The 21817-nt window shown below is 63.7% G+C and carries 22 protein-coding genes and 1 pseudogene; 8 read left to right on the top strand and 15 right to left on the bottom strand.

Annotation, left to right across the window (positions count from 1 at the left end):
- Positions 1–92: 92 nt before the first annotated feature.
- From JWQ24_RS18210 to xoxF5, 4 genes are all read right to left on the bottom strand, one after another.
- Positions 93–602, bottom strand: a complete 510-nt coding sequence (locus JWQ24_RS18210; RefSeq protein WP_299811223.1) for a PQQ-dependent catabolism-associated CXXCW motif protein — start codon at positions 600–602, stop codon at positions 93–95.
- 44 nt (positions 603–646) lie between these two features.
- Positions 647–1540, bottom strand: coding sequence for a substrate-binding domain-containing protein (locus JWQ24_RS18205; protein ID WP_299811038.1), 894 nt, complete (start codon positions 1538–1540; stop codon positions 647–649).
- 48 nt (positions 1541–1588) lie between these two features.
- On the bottom strand, positions 1589–2113 hold the full coding sequence (locus JWQ24_RS18200; protein ID WP_299811036.1) for a c-type cytochrome, methanol metabolism-related: 525 nt from the start codon (positions 2111–2113) through the stop codon (positions 1589–1591).
- A gap of 101 nt (positions 2114–2214) precedes the next feature.
- Entirely contained in the window at positions 2215–4020 is a 1806-nt protein-coding gene (gene xoxF5, locus JWQ24_RS18195; RefSeq protein ID WP_299811033.1) for a lanthanide-dependent methanol dehydrogenase XoxF5, read from the bottom strand.
- 340 nt (positions 4021–4360) lie between these two features.
- On the opposite strand from xoxF5, the gene JWQ24_RS18190 reads away from it, so the two are divergent.
- Positions 4361–5293 carry a quinoprotein relay system zinc metallohydrolase 2 gene (locus tag JWQ24_RS18190; RefSeq protein ID WP_299811028.1) on the top strand — a complete coding sequence of 311 codons (933 nt, stop codon included), beginning with the start codon at positions 4361–4363 and terminating at the stop codon, positions 5291–5293.
- A 45-nt stretch (positions 5294–5338) separates the two neighbouring features.
- Complete coding sequence (locus tag JWQ24_RS18185) at positions 5339–6154, top strand: quinoprotein dehydrogenase-associated SoxYZ-like carrier (protein WP_299811025.1); 816 nt, start codon at positions 5339–5341, stop codon at positions 6152–6154.
- An 11-nt stretch (positions 6155–6165) separates the two neighbouring features.
- Here the strand turns inward: JWQ24_RS18185 and JWQ24_RS18180 are convergent, their stop codons facing one another.
- Positions 6166–6513: a hypothetical protein gene (locus JWQ24_RS18180; protein WP_299811022.1), complete on the bottom strand. Its 348-nt coding sequence runs from the start codon at positions 6511–6513 to the stop codon at positions 6166–6168.
- 157 nt (positions 6514–6670) lie between these two features.
- On the opposite strand from JWQ24_RS18180, the gene JWQ24_RS18175 reads away from it, so the two are divergent.
- Positions 6671–7015: a hypothetical protein gene (locus tag JWQ24_RS18175; protein ID WP_299811019.1), complete on the top strand. Its 345-nt coding sequence runs from the start codon at positions 6671–6673 to the stop codon at positions 7013–7015.
- 1 nt (position 7016) lies between these two features.
- On the opposite strand, the gene JWQ24_RS18170 is transcribed toward JWQ24_RS18175, so the two are convergent.
- Complete coding sequence (locus JWQ24_RS18170) at positions 7017–7244, bottom strand: hypothetical protein (RefSeq protein WP_299811017.1); 228 nt, start codon at positions 7242–7244, stop codon at positions 7017–7019.
- A gap of 116 nt (positions 7245–7360) precedes the next feature.
- Entirely contained in the window at positions 7361–8224 is an 864-nt protein-coding gene (locus JWQ24_RS18165; RefSeq protein WP_299811015.1) for a hypothetical protein, read from the bottom strand.
- Positions 8225–8435: 211 nt separating this feature from the next.
- Between JWQ24_RS18165 and JWQ24_RS18160 the strand changes: the two are divergent.
- The 5 genes and pseudogenes from JWQ24_RS18160 (at position 8436) to atzF (ending at position 14437) form a co-directional block, all read left to right on the top strand.
- A pseudogene (locus JWQ24_RS18160) lies at positions 8436–9606 on the top strand (catalase).
- Between the two features lie 75 nt (positions 9607–9681).
- Positions 9682–9915 carry a cysteine rich repeat-containing protein gene (locus JWQ24_RS18155; RefSeq protein WP_299811013.1) on the top strand — a complete coding sequence of 78 codons (234 nt, stop codon included), beginning with the start codon at positions 9682–9684 and terminating at the stop codon, positions 9913–9915.
- A 289-nt stretch (positions 9916–10204) separates the two neighbouring features.
- Positions 10205–10915: an isochorismatase family cysteine hydrolase gene (locus JWQ24_RS18150; protein ID WP_299811010.1), complete on the top strand. Its 711-nt coding sequence runs from the start codon at positions 10205–10207 to the stop codon at positions 10913–10915.
- A 15-nt stretch (positions 10916–10930) separates the two neighbouring features.
- On the top strand, positions 10931–12586 hold the full coding sequence (locus JWQ24_RS18145) for a regulator (protein WP_299811008.1): 1656 nt from the start codon (positions 10931–10933) through the stop codon (positions 12584–12586).
- Between the two features lie 18 nt (positions 12587–12604).
- Positions 12605–14437, top strand: coding sequence for an allophanate hydrolase (atzF, locus tag JWQ24_RS18140; protein ID WP_366521452.1), 1833 nt, complete (start codon positions 12605–12607; stop codon positions 14435–14437).
- 107 nt (positions 14438–14544) lie between these two features.
- Here atzF and JWQ24_RS18135 read toward each other — a convergent pair whose 3' ends face one another.
- The 8 genes from JWQ24_RS18135 to JWQ24_RS18100 form a co-directional block, all read right to left on the bottom strand.
- Positions 14545–15258 carry a GntR family transcriptional regulator gene (locus JWQ24_RS18135; RefSeq protein WP_299811004.1) on the bottom strand — a complete coding sequence of 238 codons (714 nt, stop codon included), beginning with the start codon at positions 15256–15258 and terminating at the stop codon, positions 14545–14547.
- Positions 15259–15260: 2 nt separating this feature from the next.
- A complete protein-coding gene (hpxZ, locus tag JWQ24_RS18130) occupies positions 15261–15662 on the bottom strand; it encodes an oxalurate catabolism protein HpxZ (RefSeq protein ID WP_299811001.1) in 402 nt (133 codons plus the stop codon).
- 2 nt (positions 15663–15664) lie between these two features.
- Positions 15665–17080, bottom strand: a complete 1416-nt coding sequence (locus tag JWQ24_RS18125; protein ID WP_299810998.1) for an AtzE family amidohydrolase — start codon at positions 17078–17080, stop codon at positions 15665–15667.
- The gene (locus tag JWQ24_RS18120; RefSeq protein WP_299810996.1) at positions 17070–17249 is read right to left on the bottom strand and encodes a DUF4089 domain-containing protein; all 180 of its coding nucleotides are present in this window, start codon (positions 17247–17249) and stop codon (positions 17070–17072) included. The genes JWQ24_RS18125 and JWQ24_RS18120 overlap by 11 nt, the downstream gene beginning before the upstream one ends.
- A gap of 10 nt (positions 17250–17259) precedes the next feature.
- On the bottom strand, positions 17260–18990 hold the full coding sequence (locus tag JWQ24_RS18115) for an ABC transporter ATP-binding protein (protein ID WP_299810993.1): 1731 nt from the start codon (positions 18988–18990) through the stop codon (positions 17260–17262).
- A 10-nt stretch (positions 18991–19000) separates the two neighbouring features.
- Entirely contained in the window at positions 19001–19900 is a 900-nt protein-coding gene (locus JWQ24_RS18110; RefSeq protein ID WP_299810990.1) for an ABC transporter permease, read from the bottom strand.
- Between the two features lie 3 nt (positions 19901–19903).
- Positions 19904–20917, bottom strand: coding sequence for an ABC transporter permease (locus JWQ24_RS18105; RefSeq protein ID WP_299810987.1), 1014 nt, complete (start codon positions 20915–20917; stop codon positions 19904–19906).
- A 100-nt stretch (positions 20918–21017) separates the two neighbouring features.
- On the bottom strand, positions 21018–21817 hold an 800-nt coding region (locus JWQ24_RS18100; protein WP_299810984.1), incomplete at its 5' end, for an ABC transporter substrate-binding protein.

Raw genomic sequence — 21817 nt, 5'->3', positions numbered from 1 at the left:
CGCCGCATTGAAGTGAGAACGGCGCGGCATTCTCGAGGGAGTGTCGCGCCGTTGTCATTTGAACCCCTTGAGCGATCGCATGCCGCGCGGCTTCACTCCCCTGCCCGCGGCTCCGGCTTGGCGTCGACCATCGGCAAGTCGGCCTGGCGCCAGCCGTCGGTGCCTTCGGAATACCAGGCGACATTCGTATAATCATAGGTCAGCGCGCGCTTGGCCGCGTTCCAGGACATCCAGCAATTGGCCTGACAATAGAACACCAGCAACCGCGCTTTATCGCCGCCACTGGCGCGTTGCAGGCCGCGCTTGAGGTAATCCTCGGTGACTTCAGCCAGTTCGCCGTAGCCTGTATCAGGCAGCCACAGGCTACCCGGGATATGCGGCCGCGGCGCTTCGCGCCACACAGTGCCGGCCGGCAGGTTCGTTGGCTTCGGCGGCCGCGGCAGCACATCGATGAAGGCGGCAGCACCCGAACGCCAGCGCGCCTCGGCCTGCGCCGTGGTCAACACCTGCGCGCCCCGCAAGGTCGCCGGCACCGGCGCGCGGTAATTCTCCATACGATAACCCGGCGGCTCCGCAACGACATCCTGCGCCCGCGCAGGCATCGCAGCGATCCATGCGAAAGCCACGAACCATGCGAGATGCCGGATCACGGCTGCTTCGGCACTGATGTTTGCGCGGAGATCGGCCGGTCGTTGTCATCGAGCAGCGGCACCCCGTAGCCCAGCAGGATCGTATTGATCTCGGCCTGGTTATCCTGAATGAAGCGGTTCAGCAGCCGCTTCCAGTTCTGGTCGGCGGCGCGCACGCCCATGCCGATCCGGTATGCCAGCCGCGGCCCGCTGGTTTCCTTGACCAGCGGCGTGACGTGCAAAGGCGGATTGGCCCGCTTGGCATGGTAGCCGGCCATCGGCCCCCACAGTACGCCCACATCAACCACGCCGCTGGCGATGTCCGCGATCATCGCCTCGGCCGAGGAATCGATCCTTGTGTCGACCATCAGCGGATAGGGCTTGGCGTTGCCCATCAACCCGTTGACGGCGATGTTCGTGGCCGGCGGCGTCGCGGCAACGACACCGATGTGCTTGTCCTTCAGGCGGGGATCACTGAGCGTCGAGACCCCCTCAAGTCCGCTGCCGGATTTTGCCACCATCGCATACGCCGTGCGCATATAGGGGTTGGTGCCCTGCACGAGGTCGTCGCCCTGCGGATAGCCCATCACGACGTCGCAGCGATGCGCGCCAAGCGTCATGCGAAAGAAGCCGGTGGCCTGCGGAAAGAAGGTGTAGGCCAGACGCTTCTGCAACTTGGCGGCCAGCAGTTCGGCGATCTTGTTCTCGTAGCCCTCGCCCTTGTCGTTGGAAAGCGGCAGGTTGCGCGGATCGGCGCAGACCCGCAGCACTTCGGGATCGATCAGTTCGATCGACAGATCGCCACCCTCCGGCCGTGGCTGCGCGCCGGACGGCGCGACATCCAGCCATGCGGCCACGGCGGCAAAGGCAAAAGCGATGGCCTGATATCGACGGGCTACGAAAAATGTCATCGCCGTCATCTCCTTCGATCCTCCGCCTGCAACGGATGCGACCGTCGGTTACTTCTTGACGCCCATGCAGGAATCCTCCGCCTGCTGCGCGGCCGGCGGCTTGTCGTCGTGCTTGGCCGGCCGCACGCGGCCAACCGCATCGGCACCGCGGGCGCGCAGGTAGACGTAGAGATCATCGATATAACAGGCGACATTGGGATTATCGCCGAAAGCCGGCATCACATTGGTGTGCGAGGTATTGACGTTCTTGCGGCCGCTGGCGACCACTTCCAAGAACTCGCCATAGCTCAAGGTCTTGACGGATTCCTTCAGCGCCGGCGCGTAACTTGAGCCCTCGCCATCGGGGCCGTGGCAGACGTGACATTCCGAATGGTAACGGCGATAGCCGGAATAAGTGTACCAGTCGGTGCTGCCATTGGTGACCTTGAAGGTCGGGTTGTCTTCCTTGTCGAAATATTTTCCGTCCTCTTCCTTGACGGCGGCGGGATCGGGTGGAGCTTCAGCAAAAACAGGATGAACGAAGGTCACGACGGCCGCAAACGCCGCCACACAGAGAATAGCACGCACGGGCATTTCCTTGAGTTTCTTATTGCGGGATGCGTCTGGCGGGAGCGCCCTTGGACCGAGCAACCGGCGCGTGGATCGCTCCACGCGCCGGTCGTTAGCGGCTCCGTCTATTGCGGCAGCGCGAACACCGTGAGCCCGCCACCGAGCGCGGTGTAGTTCGTCAGTGCTGCATAGCCACCCACCGCGCCGAGGCCGGCGGTCGGATCGGTCAGACCGGCCGCAAGCCCGATGCCTGCCCAGCCGCCGACGCCGGACAACACGGCGATATATTGCCGGCCGCCCTGCTCATAGGTGGTGACGTTGCCGATGATGCCGGACGGGGTCTTGAACTTGTAGAGTTCCTTGCCCGTCTTGGCATCGACCGCCTTCAGGTAGCCTTCCAGCGTGCCGTAGAACACCACGCCGCCAGCGGTGGCGAGCGCACCGGACCACACCGAGAACTGCTCCTTGTTGGACCATACGATCTTGCCGGTCTTGTTGTCCCAGGCGATGAAATTCCCCATGTGGGAATCGCCCTGGGGCGGATACATCGACAGCGTGGCCCCGACATAGGGCTGGCCGGCGGTGTAGCTCACCTTGAACGGCTCATAGTCCATGCAGACGTGGTTGGTCGGCACGTAGAACAGCTGCGTTTCCGGCGAATAGGCCGCCGGCTGCTCGTCCTTGGTGCCGAGCGCGGCCGGGCAGATGCCCTTGGTGTTCTTGTCCTCGCCGCCGGACTCGGTCGAGTACTGCGGGAGCACCTTCGGCCGGCCGTAGGTTGGCGAGGCCTTGTTCATATCGACGCCGGAGGTCCAGTTCACCTTCGGATCGTACTTCTCGGCGACCAGCAATTCGCCGTTGACGCGGTCGAGCGTGTAGCCGATGCCGTTGCGGTCGAAGTGCGTGAGAAGCTTGCGCGGCTGGCCGCCCATCTCCTGGTCGCTCAGGATCATCTCGTTGACGCCGTCATAGTCCCATTCGTCATGCGGAGTCATCTGGTAGACCCAGCTGGCCAAGCCGGTGTCCGGATTGCGCGCGAAGATGGTCATCGACCACTTGTTGTCGCCCGGGCGCTGCTTGGGATTCCAGGTCGAGGGATTGCCGGATCCGTAATAGACCATGTTCAGCGCGGGATCGTAGGACAGCCAACCCCATGTGCAGCCGCCGCCGATCTTCCACTGATCGCCCTGCCATGTCTTGAGGCTGGAATCCTTGCCGACCGGCTTGCCGAGTTCCGTAGTCTTGACGGGATCGACCATGATCTGGTCGTCCGGACCCTCCGAGAAGGCGCGCCAGACCTGCTTGCCCGTCTTGAGATCATAGGCGGTGACGTGGCACTGCACGCCGAATTCGCCGCCGGAGATGCCGATCAGAACCTTGTCCTTGATCACCAGCGGTGCCGAAGTGCCGGTACCGCCCTTGCCGGGATCGCCGTTCTTCACCGACCATTCGACCTTGCCGGTCTTGGCGTCGAGCGCCACCAACGTTGTGTCGGCCTGGTGCAGGAAGATCTTACCGTCGGCATAGGCGACGCCACGATTCACCGTATCACAGCACATCACCGGGATGACGTTGGGATCCTGCTTGGGCTCGTACTTCCAGACGATCTTGTTCTCGTTGGCGAGGTCGAGCGCATAGACAATGTTCGGGAACGGTGTGTGAACATACATCATGTTGCCGATCACCAGCGGGCCGCCTTCATGGCCGCGCAGCACGCCCGTGGAGAACGTCCACGCGACCTGCATCTTGCCGACATTGGCGGCCGTGATCTGCTTCAATTCCGAATAGCGCTGGCTGGCATAATTGCCGGCCGGAATCACCCAGTCCTTCGGATTCTGCTGCATCTTGAGCAGTTCGTCGTTGGCATTTGCCGCGCCCGCGGCAACGACCGCTACAGCGCCGAGACAGGTAGCGAATAGCACCTTGTGCATGTCGTATCCTCCCACGTGATATTGTTCGTTGTTGCTTAACCTTGCGATGGGCCCGAGACGCACGCCCAGCACTCACACCTGCAGCGGGATATACTTCAAACGGAAAGTCGCAGCGGTAGCGGCGGAGGACATTCTCGTCTCTTCGCTTGCCGCCGATTCCAAAGACCCCGGCTATCCCAACGAACCGAAGTCCAGTTGAAGTCGAAAGCATGGAAATGCTAATCCCGACATTTCCTGCACGCAACACAAATTACAAATGATAGTACCTCTTTCGAGTAGTTCGCTTTTTCGCACTGCCGAACAACGCGCGAGTTCCAAAATGTGTCATGGATACTTACGCATGATGCACCGATGGCTGACGGTCACACTATCAATATCAATCATTTTAACGATCGCCACTGTGCAGGCGCAGCAAGACCAGCCACTCGCGGTTAGCGAGATCGCGCCGGGCGTCTTCGTGCATATCGGCCAGATCGCGCTGATGACTCCGCAGAATGACGGCGGCATCGCCAATATCGGCTTCATCATCGGCCGCGATGCGGTGGCGGTGATCGACAGCGGCGGCAGCGTGCGCGAAGGCAAACAGCTACGCGCGGCGATCCGGCAGCGCACCAAGCTTCCGGTGCGCTATGTCATCAACACCCACGGCCATCCCGATCATGTATTTGGCAACGCCGCCTTTGTCGCCGACGGCGCGATCTTCGTCGGGCACAAAAACCTGCCGCAGGCGCTGGCGCAACGCGGACCGTTTTATCTTGATGCGTTTCGCCGCCTGCTCGGCGACGCGCTGATCGATGACGTCCGCATCATCGCGCCGACCATGCTGGTCGACGGTGAGATGACGCTCGACCTTGGCGGCCGCACGCTGGCGCTGCGCGGTTGGCCGACGGCGCACAGCGACAGCGACCTCACAGTACTCGATATCACCACCGCGACATTGTTCGCCGGTGACCTGGTGTTCAGGGAGCACATCCCGATCGTCGACGGCAGCCTGCGTGGCTGGCGCGGCATGCTCGAGCAGCTGGCAGCGCTGCCGGCGCGGCGCGTGGTGCCCGGCCACGGCGCGATCGGCGCTTGGCCGGACGCGCTCGATGACCAGCGGCGGTATCTGCAGGTGCTGGATGCGGATATCCGTGCGCTGATCGCCAAAGGCGTGCCGTTGTCGCGTGCGGTGCAGCAGGCAGGCCTGTCGGAGAAACCGCGCTGGCAGATGTTCGACGACTATCATGCTCGCAACGCCACCGCCGCCTACTCGGAAATTGAATGGGAATAGTTATGACGCCGGGATAAAGTACCGGTTCGCTCAGGAGATCGCGCCATGATCGCAGGTCGTCTTTTTCGAGTAGCCCTTTTCGCTATTGCGCTGCACGGCCCCGCGCTGGCCGCGGACGAGCCTTACGATCCGTGGCCCGGGCTGGTGCAGGATATTTTCGACAACCGCCCGATGCAGGATGGCACGGGCATCGTCGCAATCGAGATGCCCACCCGCGCCGAGGACGCCGCCATCGTGCCGGTGACCTTGCGCACCACGCTGCCGCCGGGCGACAGCCGCCGCGTCCGCGCGATCACGCTGGTGATCGACCAGAACCCGGCGCCGATGGCCGGCCGCTTTGAGTTCGGGCCAAATTCCTCGGTGTCGGAAATCTCCACGCGGGTCCGCATCAACAACTATACGGACGTCCACGCTGTGGCCGAACTCAGCGACGGCCAACTCTATGTGACGAAGATCTACGTCAAGGCTTCCGGCGGTTGCTCGGCGCCAGCGGCAAAGAACGCCGAAGAGGCCAAGGGCAAGCTCGGCCAGATCCGTTTCCGGCAATTCGCCAAATCGGGCGACAATCCGGCGAGCGGCGCCCGCGAAGCGCAGCTGATGATCGGCCACCCCAACAATTCCGGCCTGCAAATGGATCAGGTCACGCGACTCTATGTTCCGGCGTTCTTCGTCAACGACATCAAGATATGGCAGGATGACCAGTTGCTGCTGTCGCTGGAAGGCGGCATTTCAATCTCCGAAGACCCCAACATCCGCTTCACCTATCTGCCGCAGGGCGCGAAGCGCTACCGCGTCGAGGCGCGAGATACCGAGGGGCATGTTTTCGCCGGCGAGTGGAAGGCGGAAGGTTCCGGGATTTAACACAGCAAGCCCTAGAAGCACCGCACCTCAGCCTCGGCCTGGGCGCGGCGCAAATCCGTGAGGGCGGCGGTCGATTGCGGCGCGGAACGGAACTGGCCGCCGAGATTTCCCTGCACCTGCGCCATGCTGAGCACCGTCTCGGCCATCACGTAGCGGTCATAGGGCAGCAGCGTCGCCACCACGTCGATCGAACAGGAGCACTGCTCCAGCGATTGGCGGCTCTCGCCATTGGCTTTCATGCAGCCGAACACATAGTCGGAACGGATCGAGGTCGGGTAGTCGTTGAATTCGGCAGCCACAATCGGCGTAGCCAGCAACAGCAGGGTTCCGACGAGGCTATAAATAGTACGGGGTCTCATCACAATCCTCCCGGCCACGGATCACAGCATCCTACACAAAATCCCGTCGGCGAAAATATGGCAGCCGTGCTGCATCGCACGATACGTAACACGTAACGCTGGCGAGATCGGCAACCGCCATGATAGCAATCACCACCGATCCAACCGGAGCCCCGCCATGCGCACCATGTTGATGATTGTCGCTCTGCTCGTCACCGGCATCAGCCCCGTGGCCGCGCAGGGCAAGGGCATCCGCCTGTGGAACCTGACCGCCGAGACGATCTCCAGCTTCCAGCTATCCGCGCCAGGCCAGAACCTGTGGGGCGCGAACCAGACGCTGAACGACAAGGACAAGGAAGTCGACCACGACGAGCGGCTGCGCATCACCGATGTCGCCCCGGGGCGCTATGACGCCCGTGTCGGCTATCGTGACGGACGTTCCTGCATGGTGCATGGCATCGAGATCCGCGCCAACGCCGTGTTCTCGATCGCCGACAAGGACCTCAAGGAATGCAGCAAATAACCTAGCCGGCGCGGCTGCCGCCGGCATCAGCCCGGCTGTGCGGATATTCGCAGCGCCATTTCACGGCCGTCCATTTCGGGTGCTCGCCGACCCATTGGGCGATGTAGGGCATAGCGCCCATCGTGCATTGCTGCAGCGAGATCGACGAAGTGAACGTCAGATGGGTCTCTTCACAGGTGGCCGGCGACAATACCGCGCAAACGGTCACAACGAGTTCGATGGGATTCATGCCACACTCCTTGCTGGGCGACAGGATAGCACAAGCAGAAACGGCCGCGCAGCAACGAAGTTTCAGGATGGCTACATTGTCGCGGTCGATGATACCGGCGGGCAGTTGAACACCATTCAAAAATTGACCCCGTAGATCAGCCGCGCCTGGTGCCGCTCGAAGCCGGTGAGATTGAGCGCGCGACCCGGGCTGCTGCCGTCGCGTCCCCACGCCTGCGTGCTCCACGCCACCGTCAGCCGCTTCTCCGGCGAAAACTGCAGATACGCCGTCGGCCCGATGAACAGCGCGTCGCCGGAAAATTCCTGCAGGCCGATCCCCTCATAGGCGCGCAGATACCGCGCCTCGCCGCCGAGATAGAAACCGGGCCGCAACTGCGCCATCAACGCACCAGCGACGCCGATGGTGGAATCCCGCTCGGTGGCGAGCGTGCCGTTCAATCGGGTCCATTCCGGCTGGTAGCTCAGGTTAAGCGCCGCAACGAGCGTGCCGGGGATCAACTCGCGGTCGAACGCCAGCGTGATCCCGGTGCCGTGCGACCGCGCCGGCGCCCCGCTGCCGTCCTCAATCCGGCTGACATCCGCTTCCACCGCCAGCGTCATGCCGAACGGCCGGTGCTCGCGATCGAGAAAGCGATAACGCAGATCGACCGACAGACCCTGCCAGCCGGCCTGGCGGCGATCGGCGAGGCCGGCGACGCCGCCGATATCATGCGCCGCAAAAGAAGTCCCCAGCTCGACGCGGAAATCCTGCATCGGCACGAATTCCAGCTCGAACTCTTGGCCGAACGCGCGATAGTGTCCGCCATTACGGGACAGCCGCGCGCCGGTCCGGGTTTCGAATTCGCGCTCACCGACCCGGCCAATGTCGCTTCCGATCATGAAGCCGAACAGATGCTCGGTGTCGATCTCGTCCGCACACGCGGCCACAGGAGCCGCCAGACCCAACATCGCGATAATGGTGAGCGCGGCACGGATGGACATGGACCTTCCTCTAGCTGGACCGACGGCAGCACGATAGCCGCCGGACCGACATAGCACGGATAACGTCGAACATCTGTATCACCGCCGGTGACTGAACATAAAGTGTCGTTTCCCGCCGCTTTTTTTCCAGAACGCTTCCGCAACAAGCCTGACTGGAACGCAATCACAGCTGCGGCATCGACGGGAGTTACTTCTCACGCGGGATATGAAAATGGCAAAATCCACGACCCGGCCTAGCCACGCGCCAGCGACCGCAACTATCCATGACCAGCAGCTTGTCCGCGGCGCCGGCGGAGAACTTCACCAGATCGCAGAAGGCGAGACGCCGCTGCTCACCACCGCACAGGGCGGCCCGGTGCTCGTGATCAGAACACATTAAAGGTCGGTCCGCGCGGCCCTCGCTGATCGAGGATTTCCACTTTCGCGAAAAGATTTTCCACTTCGACCATGAGCGCATTCCCGAACGCGTGGTGCATGCCCGCGGCTACGGCGCGCACGGCTTCTTCGAGACTTACGATTCGCTGGCAAAGTATACCCGCGCAGACCTGTTACAGCGCGCCGACGAACGCACGCCGGCCTTCGTGCGGTTCTCCACAGTCGCCGGCAGCAAGGGCTCGTTCGATCTGGCGCGCGACGTCCGCGGCTTCGCTGTCAAGCTTTACACGCAAGAAGGCAACTGGGATCTGGTCGGCAACAACATCCCGGTGTTCTTCATCCAGGACACCATCAAGTTTCCCGACCTGATCCACTCCGTCAAGGAAGAGCCGGATTCCGCATTTGATCCGTGAGCGAATGATATCGCATCTGCTGAACATCGAGGAAGGCATCGCCAACAAGGTTGCAGCCATGCTTGGCCTCAAGGACATGCCCGAGCCGAAGTCCGCGGCATTGAGCATCGTGATGAAAGGGCCGGAACGCTTCGAAGGCCGCAAGCTCGGCATCGTGGTCACCGACGGCGCCGACGCCAGGCTGCTGGCGGCCTTGCAGGCCGCGATCGTCAAGGCCGGCGCCACCTTCGAAATCATCGCGCCGAAAGTCGGCGGTGCCGACGCCAGCGACGGCAGCCTGATCCCGGCCGACCAGATGATCGATGGTGGCCCTTCGGTGCTCTACGACGCGGCGGCCCTGCTGCCCGGCGACAAGGGCATCGACGACCTGCTTGGCGAATTCACTGCCCGTGACTTCGTCACCGACGCCTTCGCGCATTGCAAGTTCATCGGTTATGTGGACGCCGCAGTGCCGCTGTTTGCCAAGCCGGCATCGCGGATTCGATCGACGAAGGATTCATCGAACTGGGCGGTCCCGAGGTTATCGATGGCTTCATCGATAACCTCGGCAAGCTGCGGCTGTGGAACCGCGAACCCGGCGTCAAGGCGCATTGAGTTCCAACCAGCATTTATGCGCCGCAGGGAACGATCACGTCGCCAATCGCTTGAGTTACGAAACCGGGGATCATCATGTTTTTCAAATCGACTGTTGCCGCCGCCATCCTGTTTGCCCTCGTCGCCACCGCTGCGTCCGCGCAGCAGAGCGGCACCGAACAGGAGCAAAAAGCCTGCGCGCCTGACGTCAAGAAGTTCTGCGCGAGGGTTATCGATCAGGGCGACCTCGTCATCCTCTCCTGCCTGCAGCAGAACCGCCCGAACATCTCGCCGGCCTGTAACCAGGTACTGGTCAGCCACGGCCAATAGACAAGCGACCTCGCCTCCACTGAAAACGGTCTTCCGATTTTCGCCGTTGCCGCGCCGAAGCTGAAACCGTCCATATTTTGCGCACGCTCAGCTTTTATGCTGGGCGTTTTGCTGTGATCGGGGTTTTTGCGGCAGGACCGGCGCGTCGCGCGCCGCACGCAATCGTCAATTTCAGCCTTCTGTCGCATCATTTCCGGCGAAATCCTTCGGCCTGCCTGCGTTGTATACAATGGCACGACGCTTGCTTCGTTTACCGTGAGATCACCATCGATCGGAGAACGGATCGGCCATGGAAGACTCACTGCATATAGCAACCTTGACGGCCGAACCCGGCCCGATCGACGTCGACTGGGCGACGACCGCGCTCCTGATCATCGACATGCAACGCGACTTCATGGAGCCCGGCGGCTTCGGCGAAACGCTCGGCAACGACGTCTCGCAACTGGCCCGCGCCGTGGCCCCGATCGCGGCCGTGCTGAAGGCCGCGCGCGAAACCGGCATGATGGTGGTGCACACCCGCGAAGGCCACCTGCCCGATCTGTCCGACGCGCCGAAGGCCAAGGTCGAACGCGGCGCGCCCTCCCTGCGGATCGGAGATCCCGGCCCGATGGGCCGCATTCTCATCCGTGGCGAGGCCGGCCACGATATCATTCCCGCATTGTATCCGGTCGAGGGCGAGATCGTCATCGACAAGCCCGGCAAGGGCGCGTTCTACGCGACCACGCTCGGCGCCGACCTCAAGATGCGCGGCATCGACACGCTGCTGGTCTGCGGCGTCACCACCGAGGTCTGCGTCAACACCACCGTGCGCGAGGGCAACGATCGCGGCTACCGCTGCATCGTGCTGGCCGACGGCTGCGCGTCCTACTTTCCGGAATTCCACGAGATGGGCCTGAAAATGATCAAGGCCCAGGGCGGCATCTTCGGCTGGGTCAGCAACTCCGCAGCGGTGCTGGAAGCCGTGAGCAAGCAAGACGTACTGGAGACTTCATCGATCTGACAGGGGAGTATCACGATGAGCACGATCGCGGGGAATGCCGGCAAATCCGATTTCAAGCCAGTGTTGTGGACGCCGGGCGACTGGAATGCATTTTTCGGTTTCGGCACCAACATCCTCGTCAACATGCTGGTGCTCACCGGGCTGCTGCGCTTCGTGCTGAAGATGCCGGACTCGCTGGTGTTCGGCCGTATCCTGCCGGCGCTCGGCCTGATGATGTGCCTGTCGACATTTTACTATGCGTATCTCGCCTACCGGCTGGCGCAGAAGACAGGCCGCTCTGACGTCTGCGCGCTGCCGTCCGGCGTCAGCGTGCCGCACATGTTTATCGTCACCTTCGTGATCATGCTGCCTATCACCATCAAGACCGGCGATCCGCTAAAAGGCTGGTCGGCCGGACTGGTCTGGGTGTTCTTCCAGAGCTTCATCCTGATGATCGGCGGCTTCATCGCGCCGTATATCCGCAAGATCACGCCGCGCGCCGCACTGCTCGGCACGTTAGCCGGCGTCTCCGTCACCTTCATCTCGATGCGCCCGGCGCTGGAGATGTACATGACGCCGCAGATCGGTCTGGTATCCTTCGCCATCATCCTGCTGAGCTGGTTCGGCGGCATCAAGTATCCGAAGAACATTCCGGCCGGCCTCGTCGCCATTGGCGTCGGCATGGTGATCGCCTGGGGCTCCAACCTGTTCGGGCTCGGGCTCGGCGGCCTCAGCGTCAAGGGCGTCGGCGATGCCTTCGCGAGCTTCGGCTTCTCATTGCCGATCCCGGCCGTCGGCTATGTATTCTCTGGATTCGAATTTCTGGGCATCATCCTGGTGACGGCGATTCCGTTCGGTATCTACGATCTGGTCGAGGCGATGGACAACGTCGAATCCGCGGAGGCCGCAGGCGACGAATATCCGACCACCCGCGTGCTGACCGCCGACGGCGTGGTGTCGCTGATCGGCTGCATGATGGGCAATCCGTTCATCAACGCGGTTTATATCGGCCATCCCGGCTGGAAGGCGATGGGCGGCCGGATCGGTTACTCCGCGGCGACCGGCCTGATGGTCGTGGTGCTGTCGTTTTTCGGCATCATCTCGCTACTGCTGGCGCTGGTACCCGTCGTGGCGATCTCACCAATCCTGCTCTACATCGGCATGCTGATCGGCGCGCAGGCGTTCCAGACCACGCCGATCAAGCACGCCCCCGCCGTCGTGCTGGCGCTGACGCCGCACCTGGCGGCTTGGGCGAAGCTGCAGATCGATACCATGCTCGGCGCCACACTAAGCGCGGCGCAGACCGTGGGCGCGCTGGCACCCGACAAGGTCGGCGCCGTCAAGGAAGCCGCGATCGCATCATTGCCGCAGCAGGGCGTCATGTATCACGGGCTCGACGTGATGGGCGGCGGCTCGATTCTCGGCGGCCTGATCCTCGGCGCGGTCGGCGTGTTCATCATCGATCGCGAATTCGTCAAGGCATCGGCCTTCGCTTTGGCCGGCGCGGTGATGACCTATTTCGGCTTCATGCACGGCGAAGCGGTGGGGATCGGCGGCGGTTTGGGGGTGACGCCCGGCGTTGCGCTGGCCTATGCTGTGGTCGCGGCCGGGCTGTATGCAGCGGAGAAGTTCGGCACCGCGCCACTTACTGTCCCGCAATCGGAGCCACATCTTGCCGTACCTGCTGAATAGACTTCTTGCCATCGGCGGATGGCGCCCGCGCGCCGTCCGCAGCAGGTTCGCCTCGTGACCGAAACCATTGCCGACATCGTCGCCGCGCACCGCGCCGGCACCCAGACGCCTGCGCAGACAATAGCACGCAGCTTTGCGCGCATCCGTGCGCATGGCGACCCCGCGATCTTCATCACGCTGCGTGACGAGGCCGAGGCGCTGGCTGAAGCGGTCGCGCTCGCCGCAAAGGACGCCGCCACGTTGCCGCTGTACGGCGTGCCGGTCGCCGTGAAGGACAACATCGACGTCGCCGGATTGCCGACGACGGCCGCCTGCCCGGCCTATGCCTATACGCCGACCCGCGACGCCTCCGCCGTCGCGCGGCTGCGCGCGGCCGGCGCCATCATCATCGGCAAGACCAATCTCGACCAGTTTGCCACCGGCCTCGTCGGCGTGCGCTCGCCCTACGGCATCCCGAAGAACGCGGTGCGCGACGACCTGATCCCCGGTGGCTCGAGCTCCGGCTCCGCGGTCGCGGTCTCCGCCGGCCTCGTGCCGCTGTCACTGGGCACCGACACCGCCGGCTCCGGCCGCGTGCCGGCGATGCTCAACAACATCGTCGGCCTGAAGCCCAGCCTCGGCCTGATCCCGACCGCGGGCGTGGTGCCGGCCTGCCGCACGCTGGACTGCGTCTCGATCTTCACACTCACCGTCGATGACGCGGTGGCCGCCCTCGACGTCATGGGCGGCTATGACGTCAAGGATCCCTATTCCCGCCAGCGCCCGGTCGGCGCGCTGACGGAGTTCCCGAAAGCGCTTCGCCTCGGCGTGCCGCGCAACGGCCAATTGATCTTTTTCGGCGACACGGTGTCCGAGAAGGCTTATGGCGATGCGCTGAAGCGCTGGACGGCGCTCGGCGCAACCTTGGTCGAGTTCGACCTTGAGCCGTTCTACGAGACCGCGCGGCTGCTCTATGATGGGCCGTGGGTGGCGGAACGCCTGTTGGTGATCCGCGATCTGCTGGCCTCGGCGCCGGATGCCATTCATCCGGTAACGCGCGAGATCACCATCGCCGGCGCCCGCCTGAGCGCCACCGACACCTTCGCTGCCCTCTACAAATTGCAAGGCCTCAAGCGCACCGCCGAGGCGGCCTTTGCCGATATCGACGCATTGGTGCTGCCGACGGCGCCAACCGCCTATACGACGGCGCAAGTGCTGGCCAATCCGATCGAGCTCAACAGCCGGCTCGGCACCTATACCAACTTCGTCAATCTGCTCGACCTGTGCGGTCTGGCGCTGCCGTCCGCGATGCGTGCCGACGGCATCCCGTTCGGCATCACGCTGCTGGCGCCCGGTGGCCATGATGCACAGCTCGCCAGCTTCGGCCGTGCCTTCCACGCCGATACCAAGCTGCCTCTGGGCGGCAAGAAGCTGCCGCAACCGCCGCTGCCGGCTTTGCCCGCAACTACGCATGGCGACGAGATCGCCATCGCCGTGGTCGGCGCGCATCTGACGGGCATGGCGCTGAACGGCGAGTTGACGGCACTCGGCGGCCGGCTGCTGAAGGCGACCTCGACCGCGCCGGACTATCGCTTCTACGCGCTGAACGGCACCACGCCAGCGAAGCCCGGCCTGTTGCGCGTCGAAGCCGGCTCCGGCTCGGCGATCGCGATCGAGGTCTGGGCGCTGTCGGCGGCCGCATTCGGAACATTCGTCGCGGCGATCCCCTCACCGCTGTCGATCGGTACGCTGCAACTCGCGGACGGATCGAACGTGAAGGGGTTTCTGGTCGAAGCCACCGCGGTCGATGGCGCGCGGGATATTTCCAGCTTCGGCGGCTGGCGGGCATATACGGCGGAAGCGGCGAAGTAGCTCTTATGCTGTCATTCCGGGATGCACTCCAGCCGGCTTCGCCGTCTGGAGTGCATCCCGGAATGACAGCATTTTCTTCAAGTCGAAGCGTTTACTGCCTGCTGCCGCTACACCGTCACCGCGTAGTGCTCATACTCGCCGCGCACCAGTTCGATATGCGCGCGCATCGCGGCAGCCGCGCCAGCGCGGTCGCCGCGCAGGATGGCGACGACGACGCGATCATGCTCGGCCTGCGATTTGGCGAGACGACCGAGATTGCGGAACTGGGCGCGGCGGAACGGCTGCACGCGCACCCGCGTCGCCAGCGTGATCTCGGCGATGTAGCCGTTCTGCGAGCCCGTATAGATCGCGTTGTGGAAGCTCTCATTGACCTCGGCAAAGCGTTCGGGATTTCCGTCATAGCTGAGCACGCGCAATTCCTCGTGCACGGCCTCCAGCGCCTGACGTTCGACCGCGAGCATGCGCTCGGCGGCCAGCCCCGCGCACAAAGCTTCCAGTTCGGCCATCGCCTCGAACATGCCCGACAGCCGTTCCAGCGACGGTTGCGCCACGAAGGCGCCGCGATGCGCACGGGAATCGACCAGCCCGCTGGCGGCCAACTGCCGCAGCGCTTCGCGCACCGGCGTGCGCGACACCTCGAAACGCCGCGCAATTTCTGTTTCGTCCAGCGCCGCGCCCGGCGCAAGTACGCCGCGGACGATATCATCGGCCAGCTGCAGCCGGAGTTCCTCGGCGCGCGTGATTTTTTCGACAGCCGACGCGCCGGCCTTGCGGCCGGGTCGCTTCGATCCGGGCACCACCAGCATGTCGTCTAAACTCATGCTCAGTCCTTGGTCGCTTCTTTGGGCTCGTCGATGATACTGACGGAGGCTGCGACGATGCGCCAGCCTTCGGCGAACCGCACCCAGGTCTGCATCTGCCGCCCGACCTTACCCGGCGCGTTATCCCGGTAAAATAGCGTCGAGGCGACGGCATTGTCGCGGCCGTAGGCGGTGATCACCGTGCGTGCAGTGCGGCGCATCAATCCGACGGCCGGGCGTGCACTGCGAAAGGCCTGGATCTCATCGTAACCATAGAGGTTTTCGGCCATGCCGTAGCGCAGGGTGCGCGAGTCGTTGCGGAACAGTTCGCCGAGCACGGCGGTGTCGTTGCTGACCAGCGCCGTCTCATAGCGCGCAAAGGCCGCGCTCACTTCGGCAAGCACGTCGGGAAGATCGATATCCATTTTCAGAATCCTTTCGGGCGAAGCGCCGCGGCGACACCGGCCTGCTGCAACGCATAAGCAACTCGCAGCGCGAGATCTTCGCGCCAGGGTGCGGCAATGATCTGGACGCCGATCGGCATCGGATCGAGCGGGATCGGTACAGCCACTACCGGCAGGCCGATGAACGAGATCGGCTGGGTATGGATGCCGATATTGGCGCGCACCGGCAGTTCGACGCCGTCCAGCGTGAAGTTCACCTGGCCGAGCTTCGGCGCGATGCACGGCGTCGCCGGCGCGATGATGATATCGACCGTCTTGAAAAGCTCCAGCACCTGCTGACGGTACCAGCGACGGAATTTTTGCGCACGGTCGACGAAAGGCGCGGGCACCATCGCGCCAGCGATCAGCCGGTCGCGCGTCGCCGGGTCGAAATCGTTCGGACGCGTTCGCAGCCGGTCGAGATGCAGCGAGCCGCCCTCAGCGGTCGAGATCACATAGGCTGCCGAACGCGCACGCGCGGCTTCGGGGATCTCCACCTCGCGGGTGACGCCGAGCGCCTTGGTGACGCGGGCGATGGCTTCCCTGGCTTCGGGAAACAGGTTCTTCCTGAAGTAGCCGCCGGCCAGCGCCACGCGCAGATCGCCGATGTCCTGCTTCAGCAGCGAGGTCACCGGCTCGACGTGGCGTGTCGAGCACGCCGCGTCGTCGGTGTCCGGTCCCTGCATCGCATCATAGGATAGCGCGAGGTCTTCGACCGTGCGCGCGAACGGGCCGAGGTGATCGAAGCTGGCAACGAAGGGGAACGAGCGCGCGCGCGACAGCCGGCCATAGGTCGGCTTCAGGCCGAAGATGCCGCAAAACGACGACGGCACGCGGATCGAGCCGTTGGTATCGGAGCCCAGCGCCAGCGGCACCAGCCCGCCGCCAACCGCAGCGCCCGAACCGCCCGACGATCCGCCGGTCATTCGCGTGGTGTCGTGCGGATTACGCGAGGCGCCGTCATGGACGTTCTCGCCGGTGAAATCATAGGCGTATTCGCCCATGTTGAGTCCACCGAGTAGCACGGCGCCCGAGGCTTCCATGCGCTCGATCAGTGTGGCGTCGCGGGTCGAGGCCGGACGGTCGCGGTTGATCTTGGAGCCGGCGCGGGTCGGCAAGCCCTCGATATCGAACAGGTTCTTCACGGCGAACGGCACGCCGGCCAGCGGGCCGACGCTTTGGCCGGCCGCAATTGCTGCATCGACAACTTTCGCCGTGGCGCGCGCGCGTTCGGCGGTGACATCGGTGAAGGCGTTGAGCACCGGATCATGCGCGGCGATCCGCGCCAGGGCGGTTTCGGTGACGGCAAGCGCGGAGATTTTCTTCGCGGCCACGGCCTGCGCGATTTCGGAAGCGGGCAGCCATTCGCCGGCGGGGCTCATTACGGGATCAGGCTGCATAGATGCCGGCCGGTTCGGATTCATCGGGCAGCGCGAATTCATCGACCATACCGGCCAGTTTCAACGTCACGGCGAGGTTGGCACGGATCATCGGCTTCCAGGCGTCTTCGATCGGCAGGCCGAGCACTTTCGCCACGGTGTCGATATAGTCATCTAGTGGTTCGGCCACTGGCACTCTCTCAATCGTTAGAAACTCGGTGAACCGGCAGCGGCGGATGCGGGATCGCCGACAGCAGTTCGCGGGTGTAATCGTCCTGCGGCGCGTCAAGCACGGCGTCGGTCTGGCCCTGCTCCACGATTCGCCCTGATCGCATCACGATGACACGATCGCACAACAGCCGCACCACATTCAAATCGTGCGACACGAAAAGATAGCTCATCCCCATCGACAGTTTGAGGTCCTGCAGCAGGTTCAGGACCACCGCCTGCACCGAGACGTCGAGCGCGGCCGTCGGCTCGTCCAGAATGATCAGCTTCGGCTGCAGCGCAATGGCGCGCGCGATGCCGACGCGGGCCTTCTGTCCGCCGGACATCTGGTGCGGAAAGCGATCGAGCAAATCGAGCGGCAGCCCGACCTGGCGCGCGAGGTCCTCGCATCTGGCGCGCAGCGCATCGCCGCCCTTGATGTCGCCGAGCTGCATGATCGGATCGGCGATGGCGCGGGCCGCGGTGAAGCGCGGGTTGAGACTGTCGGTGGGATCCTGGAACACCATCTGGATGCTCTTGCGCAGCGGCAGCCGCGCAAACTGGTTCGGCGGCATGCTGCCGATGTCGTCGCCATCGAAGATGATATTGCCGGAGGTCTTGTCGATCAGCCGCATCACCATCATCGACGTGGTGGATTTGCCGCAGCCGGATTCGCCGACCAGACCGACGCTCTCGCCGTGGCTGACCGTGAAGCTGATGCCGTCCACCGCCCGGAATTTATCGGGCTCGGCGGCAACCTTTCGCGAGAACAGCTTGGCAAGACTCGCGGTGGCGCCCTGGCGGGCATATTCCTTGACCAGATTATCCACGCGCAGCAGCGGGATTTCACTGGTCGCCGCGGCGGCCGCGGTCACCGTCTGCACCGGCATCGCGGCGCGCTCTTCGGCCGGCAGCAGATCACGCAACGACACGCCGAGCCGCGGCGTGGCTTGCATCAGCTTCCTGGTGTAGGCGTGCTGCGGATTGGCGAAGATATCCGCCGACAGGGCCGTCTCAACGACGCGGCCTTTCTCCATCACCACGACGCGGTCGCAATAGGCGGCGGCAAGGCCGAGATCGTGGGTGATCAGGATCGTCGACATGCCCCGGCTCTTGGTCAGTTCGACGATCAGATCCATCACGGCCTTCTGCGTGGTGACGTCGAGGCCGGTGGTCGGCTCGTCCGCAATGAGCAGCTGTGGATTGCAGGCCAGCGCCAGCGCAATGACGACGCGCTGGCACATGCCGCCGGACAGCTCAAACGGATAGGCATGGTAGCGCTCGCGCGGCCGGGCGATCTTGACCTGCTCCAGCACCTCGATCGCCTTGTCGGCACGCTGATGGCTGCCGGCCTGAGCGTGCTGGCGCAGCACATCCTCGATCTGGTCGCCGACCTTGCGGATCGGGTTCAGCGCCGCGCGCGGGTTCTGGAAGATCATCGAGATCTCCCGGCCGCGCAGGTCGCGCATCTGGCTTTCGGTGGCGCCCTTGATGTCGACGCCGGAGAACATCACCGATCCCTCGGCAATCTTGCCGGCGCGATCGAGGATCCGCATCACGGCATAGGAAGTCACCGACTTGCCGGAGCCGGACTCGCCGACGATACCCAGCGTCTCGCCCTTGGCGACCGTGATATCGACATGTTGCACCGCCTTGACGATGCCGCGGCGGGTGGCGAATTCGACGGTGAGGTCGTTGACGTCGAGGAGAGGTTTCGCAGCCATGAAATTATCCTCACGTCCTTCGCTGCGGATCGACGATATCGCGCAGGCCGTCGCCGAGCAGGTTGAAGCAGAACACCGCGATCATCAGCGCCAGGCCGGGAAACAAAGCGATCCACCATTCGCCGGACACCATGAAGGACGCGCCCTCGGCGACCATGATGCCCCACTCGGCGGTCGGCGGGCGGACGCCGAGACCGATGAAAGAGAGGCCGGCGGCATTCAGGATGGCGTAGCCCATGGTGAGTGACATCTGCACGATCATGATCGGCATGATGTTGGGCAAGATGTGCACCAGCAGGATGCGCATCTCGCTATTGCCCGAGAGCCGCGCCGCCTGCACGAAGCCGGCGTCGCGCCGTACGTTGGCCTCCGCGCGCGCCACGCGGGCATAAAGCGGGAAGTTCACGATCGCGGTCGCGATGATGATGTTCTGCACGGTGTTGCCGAGTGCCGCGACGATGCCCATCGCCAGCACGAACAGCGGGAACGCCATGATGGTATCGGCGATGCGGCCGACGATGCGGTCGGTCCAGCCACCGAAATAGCCCGACGCGATGCCGGCAAGGCCCCCCATCGCGAACACCAGCAGCACCGAGGCGATGGCTATGAAGAAATCCAGCCGGGTCGCGACGATGACGCGGCTGAAGATATCCCGGCCGAGCTGGTCGGTGCCGAACCAGTGCAGCGCCGACGGCGCCTTCAAGGCCTGCGCGGTGTCGGAGGCCAGCGGATCGTACGGCACGATATAGGGGCCGAAAATCGCGGCGAAGACGATCAACACCAGCAGCCCAAAGGCGAAGGCGGTGACGCGGTTCTCGCCGAGAATATAGCGGGTGTGCTGGAACGTCGCCGCAATGGCCGAAGTGCGGACTGCGGGGACGGGTTCGACTGCGGGGGCCGCGGTGCTCATACTCTAGCCTTCCAGCCTGACACGGGGATCAATCACGCCGTAGAGAATGTCGATGATCAGGTTGATCATGACGTACATCACGGCCATCGTCAGCACGAAGCCCTGTACCGGCGCGAAGTCCGACGAGATCAGCGCTTCCACGGCGTAGGAGCCGATGCCCGGCCAGGCGAACACCTTCTCCACCAGCACGTTGGCGCCGAGCAGGAACGAGAACGTCATCGACAGCGTGGTGATGACCGGAAGCATCGCGTTGCGGAACGCGTAGGTGACGATCACGGTGCGCGGCGACAGGCCGGATGCGCGCGCGGTGCGGACGAAATCCGACGACAGGATCGCCAGCATCGAGGCGCGCGTCATTCGCGCAATCGGCGCCAGCGAGAAGATCGCCAAGGTCGCGGTCGGCAGGATAAGCTGGTTGAACGAGGAGCGGAACGCCTCCCAGTCACGCGCGATGATGCTGTCGATCAGGTAGAAATTGGTGACGGACGGCGGCGTGGTGGCGAACACGTCGAGCCGGCCGAGTGGCGCCGGCGACCAGCCGAGCCGGAAATAGAACACATAGACCAGTACCAGGCCTGTGAAGAACACCGGCAGCGAGACGCCCGCCGTCGTCGTGATGCGACACAGGTGATCGATCCACGAGCCCGGTTTTGTCGCAGCGAGAATGCCGAGCGGAATCGCGATCACGACGGAGACGATCAGGCCGAGCAGCGTGAGCTCGGCGGAGGCCGGCAACCGGTTGCGGATTTCGGTGGCGACCGGCTGGCCGGTGGTCAGCGAGTTGCCGAAATCACCATGCGCGAGATCGGCGGTATAGCGAAAGAATTGCTCGATCAGCGGTTTGTCGAGGCCGAGCTTCTTGCGGATTTCCTCGATCGCATTCTTGTCGGCCGAAGGCCCGGCGAAATATGCCGCGGGATCGCCGGGCAGCGCGCGTGTCAAAAGGAACGTCACGATCACGACCCCGATCAGGCTCGGGATCGCGAACATCAGGCGTTTTCCGATCAGGGTCAGCATGATCCACTCCGGTCCTTCTTTCCCCTCTCCCCCGAGCAAAGCGAAGCTTTGCAGGGTGGGAGGGGAAGGCAGCAAGTGCGCCCCGCTTCAGCCATCGCCCTTACGCCTTGACCAGCGCGCGGTAGTCGAGCCGGCGGTGGAACCAGTACTGATAGCCCGAGATATTCTTCTGCATCGCGACGTTGACGTAAGGCTGGTACAGTGGAATTCGCGGCAAATCGCTGAAGGCAAGATCGACGAATCCCTTGACGTCCTTGTCATAGCCCGCGGTGTCGCCGGTCGCGGCCGCCACGCGGGCGCCATTGATGAACTTGTCCATCTCCGGCGACTTGTAGCTCATGGTGTTGAACACCGAATTGTCGCCGTGATAGCACCAGTAGAAGAAGTATTCGGGATAATCGAGCCAGCCGGAGAACACGTTGGTGTAAAGCGGCATCTCCTTCTTGTTCAGTTCGGTACGCCAGTTGGCGCCGGGGATCTTGTTGATGGTGGTCTTGATGCCGATCTGGCCGAGGCTCTCCTGCACCAGCACGCAGAGCGGCTCGTTGACCACGGCGAAGCCGAGATCGAACGAGATGGTGGTCTCGAAACCGTTGGGATAACCGGCTTCAGCGAGCAGCGCCTTGGCCTTGGCGATGTCGGTATTGTACTTGGTGGCCTGCGGCCACGCCACCTCGGTGGGCTTGTCGGCCGACGCCCCGAACATCGGGTTGGCGAGGCCGAACAGAACCGCGTCGATGATCTTCTGGTACGGGATTGCGTAGGCCACGGCCTGGCGCACCTTCGGATTGTCGAACGGCGGCTTGGTGACTTTCATGCCGATATACTGGATGCCGTTGGAGAACGGCAGCGACACGATGTCGAGTTTGCCGACGGCCTTGAGCTCCTGGAAATCCTTGT

The sequence above is a fragment of the Tardiphaga sp. genome (assembly GCF_028290495.1).
GTDB lineage: Bacteria > Pseudomonadota > Alphaproteobacteria > Rhizobiales > Xanthobacteraceae > Tardiphaga.
Note: the sequence above shows the minus strand (reverse complement) of the source record. Positions and strands in the feature narration are given on the sequence as shown.